The following is an 11,880-nucleotide window of genomic DNA, read 5'->3' on the forward strand; positions in this document are numbered from 1 at the left end:
GGACGGGGTCACAGGCGCGGGTCCACCGGCTCGGACTCCAGGGCGAGCACCGCGAAGACCGGCTCGTGCACCCGCCAGCCCGCCTCGCCGTCCGCCAGGCGCGACAGCGCCTCCAGGCCGAGGGCGTACTCGCGCAGCGCGAGCGAGCGCTTCTTGCCGAGGAAACGGCGGCGCAGCACGTCGAGGGACTCGGTGTAGTCGGGCCCGTAGATGATCCGCAGGTACTCCCGGCCGCGCACCTTCACGCCGGGCTGCACCCGGCCGGGCACGTACGTGGCCGGCTTGACCACCATGCCCTCTCCCCCGGCGGCGGTCAGCGCCTCCCACCACGCGGTGGCCGCGGCCCTGGACTCCGGCGAGCCGAGCGTGACCGTCACGTTCCTGGTCGGCGCGATCAGCGGCGAGTCGAGCAGCGCCAGCGTGGACAGGTGCCAGGCGTGCGGCTCCAGCGCGGTGGCCCGTCCCTCGCAGGCCAGGATCTGGAACGGCGCCAGCCTGATCCCGTCGAGACCGTCCACCGGCCAGCAGTAGCGCGCATAGGCGTCGCGGAACAGGGCAGCGTTGTCGAAGCGGCGTCGGGTGCGGGTCAACAACCCACCCACATCCAGCCCGCGTCCGGCCGCCGCTTCCAGAGCCGTGACGGCCTCCGGCAGCGCGGCCCGCGCGGCGGCGCCGACGGAGGCGTACTGCGACCTGATCAGCTCGCCCGCCTTGGCCGACCAGGGCAGGAGCTCGCAGTCGAGCACCACCCAGTCGGAGCCCAGCTCCTCCCACAGCGGCTCGCAGGCCGCGCGCACCGCCTCGACCAGCGGCGTCATGTCCCGGAAGAACGGCCGCCCGGTACGCGTGTAGACCGCGCCGGCGCTGCCGTCGGCCACGCCGAACCGGGCCGCGGCGACCTCGGGCGTCCTGGCCAGCACGGCGACGGCCCGCGAGCCCATGTGCTTCTCCTCGCACACGACCTCGGTCACCCCCGCCGCGGCGAACTCCTCGAACGCCTCGTGCGGGTGCTCCAGGTAGCCGTCGAGCCTGGACGTCTCCGGCGGCGCCATCGTCGGCGGCAGGTAGACCAGCCAGCTCGGGTCGACCGCGAACCGGCTCATGACCTCCAGCGCGGCGGCCGCGTTCTGCTCCAGCACCTTGACCCGGCCGGCGAAGCGGGTCTCGACGTGCCGGGTGCCGATCACGTCGCCGACGTCGAGCATGCCCGGCTCGCGGGCGGGGTCGCCGAGCGGCTTGGCCGGCTCGTACCAGACCTGCTCGGCCGGCACCTGGACGATCTCGCGCTCGGGGTAGCGCAGCGCGGTCAGGTGGCCGCCGAAGACGCAGCCGGTGTCCAGGCAGATCGTGTTGTTGATCCACTCGGGGGTGACCGTGGGCGTGTGGCCGTAGACGACCATGGCCCGGCCGCGGTACTCGTCGGCCCACGGGTAGCGGACCGGCAGGCCGTACTCGTCGGTCTCGCCGGTGGTGTCGCCGTACAGGGCGAAGGCGCGCACGCGCTTTGAGGCGCGGCCGTGGTAGGACTCCTTCAGCCCGGCGTGCGCGACGACGAGCCGGCCGCCGTCCAGGCGGTAGTGGCTGAGCAGGCCGTCCATGAACGTGCGAGCCCGCTCGGCGAACTCGGGCGGCCCGGCGGCGAGCTGGTCCAGCGACTCGCGCAGGCCGTGGGCGACGGTGACCTTGCGGCCGTTCATCGCCCGCACGAGCTTCTGCTCGTGGTTGCCGGCCACGCAGATCGCGGTGCCCGCCTCGACCATGTCCATGACCAGGCGCAGCACGCCCGGCGTGTCGGGCCCGCGGTCGACCAGGTCGCCGACGAACACGGCGGTGCGGCCCTCGGGGTGGGTCAGGCCCTGCCAGCCGAGCTTGGCCAGCAGCGTCTCCAGCTCCGAGCGGCAGCCGTGCACGTCGCCGATGATGTCGAACGGGCCGGTCAGCTCGGTCCGGTCCGACCACGCCTTCTCGTAGGTGATCTCGGCGTTGTCGATCTCCTCCAGGCCGCGCAGCACGTGCACCCGCCGGAAGCCGTCGGCGGAGATCTTGGACAGCGAGCGGCGCAGCTCCTTGCGCTGGCGGATCACCACGCCGGGGCCGAAGTCGCGGTCCGGACGCGCGGCGTTGCGCTCGATGGCCACCTCCTCGGGCGTGTCCAGCACGATGGCGTCGGCCAGCACGTCGTGCTTCCTGGCCAGCTCGATGAGGCTCTTGCGGGCGGGGTACTGGACGTTGGTGGCGTCCACGACGGTGAACAGCCCCCTGGCCAGGCGCACGCCGACGATGTGGTGCAGCAGGTCGAACGCCGCCGGCGTGGCGGCCTGGTCGTTCTCGTCGTCGGACACCAGGCCGCGGCAGAAGTCGGAGGAGATGACCTGCGTGGGCTTGAAGTGCCGGCGCGCGAAGGTGGACTTGCCGCTGCCGGAGACGCCGACGAGCACCACGAGGGACAGCTCAGGAACGCTGATCACGGGTGAAGACTCCCATCTGGGTGGGCGGGCCGACCTCGGGGTCGTCCTCGCCGACGGGTTCGACGGCGACGTGGTAGCCGTACTGGGCGGCCACCCGGGCGGCCCAGGCGGCGAACTCGGCCCGCGTCCACTCGAAGCGGTGGTCGGGGTGGCGCAGGCCGGTCAGGAACTCGTAGCGCACGTTGTGCTCGATGTTGGGGGTGGTGACGAGCACGTGGCGCGGCCGGGCGCGGCCGAACACGACGCGTTCGAGCGCGGCCAGGCGCGGCGGGTCGACGTGCTCGACGACCTCCATGAGCACGGCGGCGTCGTAGCCCGCCAGGCGCTTGTCGGTGTAGGTGAGCGCGCCCTGGAACAGGGTGAGCCGGGCCCGCTTGCTGTCGGGCATGCGGTCCAGGCGCAGCTTGCGGGCGGCGACGGTGAGCGCCAGGGAGGAGACGTCCATGCCGGCGACGCGCGCGAACCTGGGCCTGGCCAGCAGCGCGGCGACCAGCTCGCCCTGCCCGCAGCCCAGGTCGATCACGCTGACCGCGCCGAGCTCTTCGAGCCTGCGCAGCACGGCCTCGCGCCGCAGCGTGTTGAGCGGCCGCGCCTTCCGCGCCGCGCCCGCCTCCTCGCCCCCGCCTTCCGCGGCGCCTTCGACCGCCTCGGCCTCCGCGACGGCGGCCTCCGCGACGGCGGCCTCGTCGGCCGCGGTCTCCCCGGTGGGGGCCTCCTCGGCGAGCGCCGGCTCCAGCTGCTCCTCGGTCTCGTCGCCCAGCTCGGCCAGCCTGGTCAGCGCGGTGCGGGCCAGCGCCCAGCGCCGCCCGAAGTAGCGCCGGGCGATCAGGCCGCGCTCCGGATGACCGCCGAGCCAGCCCGCCCCCGCCCTGACCAGCTTGTCGATCTCGTCGGAGGCCATCCAGTAGTGCTTGCCGTCGTCGAGCACGGGGAGCAGCACGTAGAGGTGGTTGAGCGCGTCGGCCAGCAGGACGGTGCCGCGCAGGGTCAGCCGCACGTACCGGGAGTCGCCCCACTCGGGGAAACCCTCGTCGAGCGGCAGCGTCTGCGCCTCCACCGCCCACCCCAGCGGCTCGAACAGCCGCCGGGCCAGCTCCGGGCCGCCCCGGCAGGGCAGCGCGGGCACCTGGATCTCCAGCGGCAGCGGGGTGCCCGGCAGCTCGGGACGGGCCTTGCAGCGGCCCGCCCGCGCGGTGCGGAAGACGTCGGCGAGCGCGACGGCCAGCAGCGAGGAGGCCGCGTACGGGCGGTCGTTGACGTACTGCGACAGGCTGAAGTCGGGCGAGTTCCGGCCGCGCGAGCGGACCAGCGCGATCGGGTCGACCTCCAGCAGGAGGGCCGCCGTGCAGCGCTCCTCGCCCGCCTCCGGATAGAACACCGTGGCCGTGCCGAACGATTGGCCGAACTCCTGCACGCGCTCAGGATGCTTGTGCAGGAGAAAGCCCAGGTCGGTGGCTGGCGTGGCGGTGGTCGTGATCGTCAGCAGCACGTGCCAAGTGTGCCGTAGCCGGACGAAGCACCGCCAACGGAATTACACGTGCGGCAGGACCTCGGCGGCGATGAGCTCCAGGTGCTCCAGGTCGGCCAGGTCGAGGACCTGGAGGTAGACGCGCTCGGCCCCGAGCTTGGCGAAGGCGCCCAGCTTGGCCAGCACCTCGTCGGGGGTGCCGCACAGGCCGCCCTCGCTCAGCGCGCCGGGGTCCTGGCCGATGGCGGCGGCGCGCCGCTCGATCTCGGCCTGGTCGGCGCCCACGACGACGGTCTGCGCCGCCGACAGGATCAGGCCGCGGCCCGCCTCGTCGGCCGCCTCCCGGACCCGCGTGAACGCCTGCCCGGTGTCGGCCAGGGTGCGGAACGGCACGTTGTACTCGTCGGCGTACGTGGCCGCCAGCCGGGGCGTGCGCTTGGCGCCGAAGCCGCCGATGATCACCGGCGGGCGGGGCCGCTGGACCGGCTTGGGCAGCGCCGGCGAGTCGACCAGCCGGTAGTAGCGGCCCTCGAAGGAGTAGGAGTCCTTCGCCGTCCACAGACCGGTGACGATCTCCAGCTGCTCCTCGAACCGGCCGAACCGCTCGCCGAGCGGCGGGAACGGGATGCCGTACGCGGAGTGCTCCCCGTCGAACCAGCCGGTGCCGAAGCCCAGCTCGACCCGGCCGCCGCTCATCTGGTCGACCTGGGCCACGCTGATCGCCAGCGGGCCGGGCAGCCGGAACGTGGCCGGCGTCACCAGCGTGCCGAGCCTGATCGTGGAGGTCTCCCTGGCCAGGGCGCCGAGCGTCACCCAGGCGTCGGTGGAGCCGGCGCCGGGGTCGCCGGGGCCGATGCGCTGGTAGTGGTCGGACCGGAAGAAGGCGTCGAACCCCAGGCGTTCCGCGGCCTGGGCGACGGCGAGCAGGTCGTCATAGGTGGCGCCCTGCTGGGGCTCGGTGAAGATCCGCAGCTTCATGAGGCTCATTATCCGCCCACATCGGACGGCGACCGGAAAAGCCCCGCGCCGTCCGGCGAACGCTTGCTACCTTCACCAGCAACCGCTGAAAGTAGCCGATCGATCACGATGGGTGGCATATGTCGCGGAAAGCAAGAGAGTCCGGCACGCTCCCCCGCCCGCTGGCGGTACTGGCCGCGCTCGCGCTCGCCGGAGCCACGGCCCTGGCGATCCGGATGTTGCCCGCGGGCGCCGAGCCCGCGCCGCCGTCCGGCGCCGCTCCCGTCCGCTTCGCGCCGCCGGAGCGGCCGGCGGCGGTCCGGCAGCCGCCGCGTTCGTTCGTGGGGTTCGTCGACACAGCCCGCGACCCGGGCTTCGACCTGGCGGCCGAGTCGCGCGCCACCGGCGTCGCCCGGTACGCGCTCGGCCATCTCGTCGCCGGCGACGACGGCTGCCTCGTCCGGTGGGCCGGGCCGCCGCGGCCGGCGGGCGACCCGGTGGCCGCCGGGCTCGGGCGGCTGAGGGCGGCGGGCGGCGACGCCTTCCCGGTGTTCGGCGGGCCCGGCGGGGACGACCCGGCCGTCACGTGCACCAGGCCGGGCGGCCTGGCCACCGCCTACCGCAGGGCGGTCGGCGCGTTCGGGGCCGCCGCGGCGGGGTTCGAGATCCGCGACGCCGACCCGGCCGCCGCGCTGCGCAGGGCGCGGGCGCTGTACGCCCTCCAAGGGGAACGGCCGCTGCGGGTCTTCTTCACCCTGCGCCTGACACCGGACGGCCTGGACGCGGCCGACCTGGCGGCGCTGCGCGCGACCCGGCGGGAGGGCGTCCGGGTGGACGCCGTCGAGCTGCTGGCCGAGATGGAGCCGCGCACCGGGCCGCAGGGGCGGCTGCGCAGACTGGGATCGGCCGTGCGGGCGGCGGCCGGGCAGCTCGCGCGGACCTACGGCCTGCCCGGCGAGGAGCAGGCGTGGGAGCGGCTCGCCCTGACCCCGGTGCTCGCCAGGCCCGGCGATCTGGACGAGCCGGAGGCCCGCAAGTTGTCGGAGTACGCCGTCCGGCACGGGCTGGCCTGGTTGTCGCTGCGCGGCGCACCCCCCAAACCGGAAATATCCCGCATTCTCTGGAGGACCCACTCCTGACATAGGATTTTCCCCGAATCCAGGGGGTGAGGAAGACGATGGCGAGCCGTGCCGCGAGCGCGCGCAAGATCCTCATCCACTGGATGGACGCCATGGTCATCCTCCTGGGCCTGGTGTTCGTCACCCTCGTCCTCATCCACACCGCGCGCGGCCAGATGGGCGTCCCGCAGGCGCTGCTCGCGATCGCCTTCCTGGCGGGCCAGTTCACGCTGTTCCCCTCCGTCCTGCGGGCCGCCTTCGACGACCGCCCGCGGCCCACGGCGAAGCTGCTGGTGTCCGGGGCGTGCGCGGCCGGCTCGGTGCTGCTGCTGCCGCACGACGAGATCGCGAGCACGGCCACCTGGCTGGAGACCGGCGTCCTGTGGGTGTCGGTGGTCGCGTTCTACCTGCCGCTGTGGGCCACGACCTGCCTGGGCGCCGCCGTGACCGTCCTGGTCAGCGCGTACGTCGTGCTGATCACCGACCGGTCCTGGGCCGGCACGCTCATCCCCGAGGCGGCCAGTTGCGCGCTCATGGTCGCGGCCATGCTGCTGTGGCGCTGGCTGTGGTGGACGATCAGGGACGCCAACGACGGCCAGGAGGCCAAGGCGCGCCTGGCCATCGCCGAGGAGCGCCTGCGCTTCGCCCGCGACCTGCACGACCTGCTCGGCCGCAGCCTGTCGGTGATCACGCTGAAGAGCGAGCTGGCGGCCAAGTTGTCGGCCAAGGACCAGGCCAGGGCCCTGGCCGAGATGGACGCGGTGCGCGAGCTGGCCCGCGACTCGCTGGCCGAGGTGCAACTGGCCGTGGACGGCTACCACACGCTCGACCTGGACACCGAGCTGGCCGGCGTGCGGTCGGCGCTGGAGGCGGCCGGCGCCCGCTGCCTGATCGAGACCAGGGCCGGCGACCTGTCCCCCGCCGGGCGCGCGCTGCTGGCGTGGGTCGTGCGCGAGGGCGGCACGAACGTGCTCAAGCACAGCTCGGCCACCACCTGCGCGATCACGATCGAGGGCGGCGTGCTGGAGATGCGCAACGACGGCGTCAAGGACCTCTCCGCGGCCCCGGGCAGCGGCCTGCGCGGCCTGTCGGAGCGTCTGACCACGGCGGGCGGCTCGCTCTCGGCCGCCCCGACGCCCACCGGCGAGTTCCTGCTGCGCGCGGCGGTGCCCGCGTGAGGCGGCCGACCCGGCTGGACAAGGTCCGCTGGCTGATCGTCTACTCCACCGACATCATCCTGCTGGTGTCCGCGACCGGCTTCTACAACCTGTACCTGCTCGGGCAGAACGTCGACCTGCCCCGGCAGGTGTTCGTGGCCGCCGGCGTGCTGCTGCTGGTGTTCATGGCGCTGGCCACGCGGCCGTTCCGGATCGCCGTGCGCGGCGGACCCCGCCCGACGGCGCTGCTGGCCGTCTCCGGGGTGCTCGCCCTGGTCCTCGCGGCCGGCACGATCCTGTACACCGTGCCGGTGTGGCTGGCGATGCTGGCCCCCTTCGTCCGCCGCCGGACGATCGTCACGTTGTCGGCCGGCTGGATCGCCGTCCTGGTGGTCGTCCTCGCGCTGACCATGGGCCTGCCCGTGGAGATGTTGTCGGCGGTCGTGGTGCTGGCGGTGTTCACCGCGATCGGCGTGGGCGGCGTGCTGGCGAACCTGTGGTTGTGGCGGGTGGCCAAGGAGGCGCACGAAGGGCAGGAGACCAGGTCCAGGCTGGCCGTCTCGGAGGAACGGCTGCGCTTCGCCCGCGACCTCAACGACCTGCTCGGGCAGAGCCTGGCCGACGTCTCGGCCAGGACCGCCCGCGCCGCCGGCTCGCTGCCCGGCGACCCGGCCGCCGCCGAGCGGGCCATGTTCGAGGTGCGCGACCTGGCCAGGCGGTCGCTGCGCGAGGTGCGGGCCGTGGTGCAGAACTACCGGGCGCTCGACCTGGACGAGGTGCTGGCCGGCGTCCGGGCGGTGCTGGAGGCGGCCGAGGTCCGCTGCACGGTACGGGCCGACACCACGGCGCTGGCCCCGGAGGCGCGCACCCTGCTCGCCACCGTCGTCCGCGAGGGCGCCACCAACGTGCTCAAGCACAGCAAGGCCGAACGCTGCACGATCACGATCGAGAACGGGGTCCTGGAGATGTCCAACGACGGGGTGAGCGGCCCGGTGGGCGAGCACGCGGCCAACGGGCTGGCGGGCCTGGCCCAGCGGGTCGGCGCGGCGGGCGGCGTGCTGCGGGCCGAGCCGACGTCCGACGGCGGCTACCTGCTGCGCGCGGCGGTGCCGGCATGACCACCCGCGTGCTGCTCGCCGACGACGAGCACCTGATCCGCGGCGCGATCGCCGCCCTGCTCGACCTGGAGGACGGCATCGAGGTCGTGGCCCAGGTGGGCCGGGGCGACGAGGTCGTGGACGCGGTCGCCGAACACCGCCCCGACGTGGCCGTGCTGGACATCGAGATGCCCGGCATGGACGGCCTGAGCGCCGCCGAGCGGATCAGCGCCCAGTGCAAGATCGTCATCCTGACCAGCCTGGGCCGCCCCGGCTACCTGCGCAGGGCGATGGCCGCCGGCGTGAGCGGCTTCCTGGGCAAGGACGCCTCCGCCGAGGAACTGGCCATGGCGATCCGCAAGGTCATGGCCGGCGGCCGCTACCTGGACGCCGAGCTGGCCGCCGCCGCGATGGCCGCCGGCGACAGCCCGCTGACCGAACGGGAGCGCGACGCGCTGCGCCTGGCGGGCGACGGGGCGACGATCTCCAGGATCGCCGGCGAGCTGCACCTCACCGAGGGCACGGTGCGCAACTACCTGTCCAGCGCCATGACCAAGCTCAACGCCCAGAACCGGCTGGAGGCGATCCGCACCGCCCAGCGCATGGGCTGGCTCTGACCTCAGCGCCAGTTGGTGATCCGGCGTAGCACGTACTCCACCGGGCCGTGGCGGTGGGTGCGCAGCCAGCGTCCGCTCGCCCACACGAGCACGGTGTAGATCACCAGGGCGACGCCCATCACCGCGATCGGTGACAGCCTGCCCGCGAGTGCGAGCCCGTACCCGGTGAAGACCAGGGCGATGAGCAGCGACTGGCCGACGTAGTTGGAGGCGGCCACCCGTCCCGGCGCGGCCAGGACGCGGCCCGCCGCCGGGAAGCGGCCGATCAGCCGGAGCAGGGTGGCGACGTAGGCGGCGGCCAGCAGGATCGAGGTGAGCGTGTTGACCGCGCCGCCGAGCAGCTCGACCGCGCCGGTCCGGCCGGACGTCCAGGCGTACAGCAGGCCGCCGGGCAGGCCGACGCCGAAGCCCATCCACTGGACGCGGGCCAGCAGGCGGGGCCGCTGCCCGAGGCCCTCCAGCAGCCTGGACTTGCCGGCCGCGAGCCCGAACAGGAACATGGCCAGCGCGGTCGGCCCCTGGAAGAGCCAGATCATGGCCACCAGCGGCGGGTAGAGCTCGGTCTGCATCGTCAGGAAGTCCAGCGGCCCGCCGGTGGCCAGGGCCAGCACGCGGGCGGCCGCCGCCGGGTCGGCCGCGGCGGGCTGCCCGGCGGCCGGGTCGAGGGTGGACAGCCAGGCGAGGGCCAGCCAGAACAGGGTCAGCGCGCCGATGATCGAGGAGCCGGCGATGACGGCCGTCCTGGGGCTGAGCCCGCGCAGGGCCAGCAGGACCAGGCCGAGCACGGCGTACAGGGTGAGGATGTCGCCGATCCACAGCAGCAGGCCGTGGGCCAGCCCGATGACGAACAGCGCCAGGCAGCGGCGCAACGCCCTGGCCCGCACGCTCGCCCCCGCCCGCTCGGCCGCCCGCATCTGCAGCGTGAAGGAGTACCCGAACAGGAACGAGAAGATGATGTAGAACTTCGTCAGCACGAACGCCGTGATCGCCAGAGCCACGGGCCCGTCGGGGATGGGCATGGCGCCCGACAGCGCGTACCCCGGGTCGGCCAGGAAGCCGATGTTCGCGACCAGGATGCCCGCCAGCGCGAACCCGCGTACGGCGTCGATCTCCTGAACGCGTCCGGCGAGGGTGGTTTGCGTCATGCCCCGACGCTAGGGACGCCTCCCCGCGCGGCGCGTCCGTCCTTGGTCTGGACGGGCGTGACCAAAGGCTCAGCGGGGCGGATCGGCCGCGGCGGCGGCCACCGCGGCCTCGGCGGTGGGGTAGACCGGCAGGTGGGCGTCGACCCCGGTGATCTCCAGCAGCCGGGCGGGGGCGCCCTGCGGGGCCGCGAGGTAGACCCGCGCGTCGTGCGTGCGGGCCTCCTGGTGGCAGGCGAGCAGCGCGTGCAGCCCCGAGCTGTCCATGAACGTCATCGCGCTCAGGTCGAACACCACGTGATCGGCCGGACGCGCCCTGGCCTGCCGGACGTGCTCCCGTAATCGCGTGTGGTTGGTAGCGTCGACCTCACCGCACACTTCGATCACGGTCACGCCGGGCAGGTGCCGATGGCTCATCGTCAGCGGCGTCATCGGCGGCCTGTCCGATCCTGGGCGGCCCGCGCCTCCGGAGGCGACCATGGATGCACGATAGACAGCTTCACCCGCCCGGGGTTCCGGCAAACCGTCACGATGAGGTCACGCCTTGGCCGGGCGGCGGCAGTCAGCGCTTCACCAGCAGCGCCACGCACTCGACGTGGTGGGTCATCGGGAAGGCGTCGAAGGCGCGCAGGTCGGTCAGCTCGTAGCCCAGCTCGCCCAGCCACTTGAGGTCTCTGGCCAGCGTCGCCGGGTCGCAGGAGACGTAGACGATGCGCAGCGCCTCCAGCCCCGCGACGCGCTCCACCACCTCGCGCCCGAGGCCCGACCGCGGCGGGTCGACCACCACGAGGTCGGCGCGCTCGATCTGGAACCGGTCGAGCGCCTCCTCGACCCGGCCGCGCTCGACCCTGGCCTGCGGCAGGTCGCGCAGGTTGGCGCGGGCGTCGCGGACGGCCGCCGCGTCGGACTCCAGCCCGAACACCGCGCCCTCAGGCCCGACCGCCTCGGCCAGCCCGGCCGCGAACAGGCCGACCCCGCAGTAGAGGTCGAGCGCCCACTCCCCCGGCTCGGGCGCGGCGTAGGCCAGCACCGCGTCGAGCAGCGTCTCGGCCGCCCCCGGGTGCACCTGCCAGAAGCCGCTGCCCGCGACCCGGAACTCGCGGTCGCCCACGTGCTCGTGCAGCACGCCGGAGCCGCGGCGCGGCACCGTGCGGCCCTTGCCCTGGTCGAGCAGGATCGAGGCGGGCGCGTCGAGCTCGGGCACGCTCACGCTGCGCCGCGGGCGCGGCGAGACCACCACGGCACGGTCGCCGCCGGCGGAGGCGATGACCTCGATGCCGGCCGCGCCGGGCCACTCGTGGTCTTCGGCGGCGACCGCCTCGACCTCGGGGTGGGCGATCAGGCAGGCGTCGACGACCTCGATCTCGTGCGAGCGGTGCCGGCGGAAGCCCAGCTCACCGGCGGGCGTGGCGGCGAACTGCACGCGGGTGCGCCAGCCGAGCCCGTCCTTGGCGCCGGGCACCTCCTCCACGACGACCTCGCGCTCGATGCCCGCCAGCCGGTGCAGCTGCTCGGCCACGACCTGGGCCTTGAGCCGGCGCTGCGCCTCAAGCGTGGCGTGCTGCCAGTCGCAGCCGCCGCAGCGGCCGGGGCCGGCGTACTGGCAGGGCGGGACGACGCGGTCGGGCGAGGGCTCCAGGATCTCCACGGCGTCGGCGCGCAGGAACCGGCTGGTCTCCTCGGTCACGTCGGCGATCACCCGCTCGCCGGGCAACGCGTGCCGGACGAAGACCACCCGCCCTTCATGGCGTGCCACACACCAGCCGCCATGCGCGACCGGACCGACCGTCAGCTCCAGAGATGCCTGTTCCACACCCCCACCCTATGGTGAGCCGCCACGGGCGACGTCCTCGTCC

The 11,880-nt window shown here is 74.0% G+C and carries 10 protein-coding genes; 4 read left to right on the forward strand and 6 right to left on the reverse strand.

Features of this window, described 5'->3' with window-relative positions; genetic code table 11:
• Positions 1 to 8: 8 nt before the first annotated feature.
• Genes ACIBQ6_RS32965 through ACIBQ6_RS32975 form a run of 3 tightly spaced genes read right to left on the reverse strand, consistent with a single transcriptional unit; the run spans position 9 to position 4,914 of the window.
• The gene (locus ACIBQ6_RS32965) at positions 9 to 2,468 is read right to left on the reverse strand and encodes a polynucleotide kinase-phosphatase (RefSeq protein WP_397216610.1); all 2,460 of its coding nucleotides are present in this window, start codon (positions 2,466 to 2,468) and stop codon (positions 9 to 11) included.
• Complete coding sequence (locus ACIBQ6_RS32970; RefSeq protein ID WP_397216612.1) at positions 2,452 to 3,957, reverse strand: 3' terminal RNA ribose 2'-O-methyltransferase Hen1; 1,506 nt, start codon at positions 3,955 to 3,957, stop codon at positions 2,452 to 2,454. Before ACIBQ6_RS32970 ends, ACIBQ6_RS32965 begins: the two co-directional genes overlap by 17 nt.
• Positions 3,958 to 3,999: 42 nt before the next feature.
• Complete coding sequence (locus tag ACIBQ6_RS32975) at positions 4,000 to 4,914, reverse strand: LLM class F420-dependent oxidoreductase (protein WP_358284659.1); 915 nt, start codon at positions 4,912 to 4,914, stop codon at positions 4,000 to 4,002.
• Positions 4,915 to 5,033: 119 nt separating this feature from the next.
• On the opposite strand from ACIBQ6_RS32975, the gene ACIBQ6_RS32980 reads away from it, so the two are divergent.
• Genes ACIBQ6_RS32980 through ACIBQ6_RS32995 form a run of 4 tightly spaced genes read left to right on the forward strand, consistent with a single transcriptional unit; the run spans position 5,034 to position 8,882 of the window.
• Positions 5,034 to 6,032 (forward strand): hypothetical protein, encoded by a 999-nt coding sequence (locus tag ACIBQ6_RS32980; protein ID WP_397216614.1) that lies wholly within the window; start codon positions 5,034 to 5,036, stop codon positions 6,030 to 6,032.
• Between the two features lie 38 nt (positions 6,033 to 6,070).
• Positions 6,071 to 7,189 (forward strand): sensor histidine kinase, encoded by a 1,119-nt coding sequence (locus tag ACIBQ6_RS32985; protein ID WP_397216616.1) that lies wholly within the window; start codon positions 6,071 to 6,073, stop codon positions 7,187 to 7,189.
• A complete protein-coding gene (locus ACIBQ6_RS32990; RefSeq protein ID WP_397216618.1) occupies positions 7,186 to 8,286 on the forward strand; it encodes a sensor histidine kinase in 1,101 nt (366 codons plus the stop codon). The genes ACIBQ6_RS32985 and ACIBQ6_RS32990 overlap by 4 nt, the downstream gene beginning before the upstream one ends.
• A complete protein-coding gene (locus ACIBQ6_RS32995; RefSeq protein ID WP_125646369.1) occupies positions 8,283 to 8,882 on the forward strand; it encodes a response regulator transcription factor in 600 nt (199 codons plus the stop codon). Before ACIBQ6_RS32990 ends, ACIBQ6_RS32995 begins: the two co-directional genes overlap by 4 nt.
• 2 nt (positions 8,883 to 8,884) lie before the next feature.
• Here ACIBQ6_RS32995 and ACIBQ6_RS33000 read toward each other — a convergent pair whose 3' ends face one another.
• From ACIBQ6_RS33000 to ACIBQ6_RS33010, 3 genes are all read right to left on the reverse strand, one after another.
• Positions 8,885 to 10,027: a DUF418 domain-containing protein gene (locus tag ACIBQ6_RS33000; protein WP_397216620.1), complete on the reverse strand. Its 1,143-nt coding sequence runs from the start codon at positions 10,025 to 10,027 to the stop codon at positions 8,885 to 8,887.
• Positions 10,028 to 10,096: 69 nt separating this feature from the next.
• A complete protein-coding gene (locus ACIBQ6_RS33005) occupies positions 10,097 to 10,504 on the reverse strand; it encodes an STAS domain-containing protein (RefSeq protein WP_397163516.1) in 408 nt (135 codons plus the stop codon).
• Between the two features lie 82 nt (positions 10,505 to 10,586).
• The gene (locus ACIBQ6_RS33010; protein WP_358285960.1) at positions 10,587 to 11,816 is read right to left on the reverse strand and encodes a class I SAM-dependent RNA methyltransferase; all 1,230 of its coding nucleotides are present in this window, start codon (positions 11,814 to 11,816) and stop codon (positions 10,587 to 10,589) included.
• Positions 11,817 to 11,880: the final 64 nt, after the last annotated feature.

The organism is Nonomuraea sp. NPDC049655 (assembly GCF_044465465.1).
Classification (GTDB): Bacteria; Actinomycetota; Actinomycetes; order Streptosporangiales; family Streptosporangiaceae; genus Nonomuraea.

What these genes read in the sequence shown, in the direction of transcription:
- ACIBQ6_RS32995 (WP_125646369.1), top strand. Translation starts at nt 8,283, where the DNA reads ATGACCACCCGCGTGCTGCTCGCCGACGACGAGCACCTGATCCGCGGC.
- ACIBQ6_RS32980 (WP_397216614.1), top strand. Translation starts at nt 5,034, where the DNA reads ATGTCGCGGAAAGCAAGAGAGTCCGGCACGCTCCCCCGCCCGCTGGCG.
- ACIBQ6_RS33000 (WP_397216620.1), bottom strand. Translation starts at nt 10,027, where the DNA reads ATGACGCAAACCACCCTCGCCGGACGCGTTCAGGAGATCGACGCCGTA.
- ACIBQ6_RS32985 (WP_397216616.1), top strand. Translation starts at nt 6,071, where the DNA reads ATGGCGAGCCGTGCCGCGAGCGCGCGCAAGATCCTCATCCACTGGATG.
- ACIBQ6_RS32975 (WP_358284659.1), bottom strand. Translation starts at nt 4,914, where the DNA reads ATGAAGCTGCGGATCTTCACCGAGCCCCAGCAGGGCGCCACCTATGAC.
- ACIBQ6_RS33005 (WP_397163516.1), bottom strand. Translation starts at nt 10,504, where the DNA reads ATGGTCGCCTCCGGAGGCGCGGGCCGCCCAGGATCGGACAGGCCGCCG.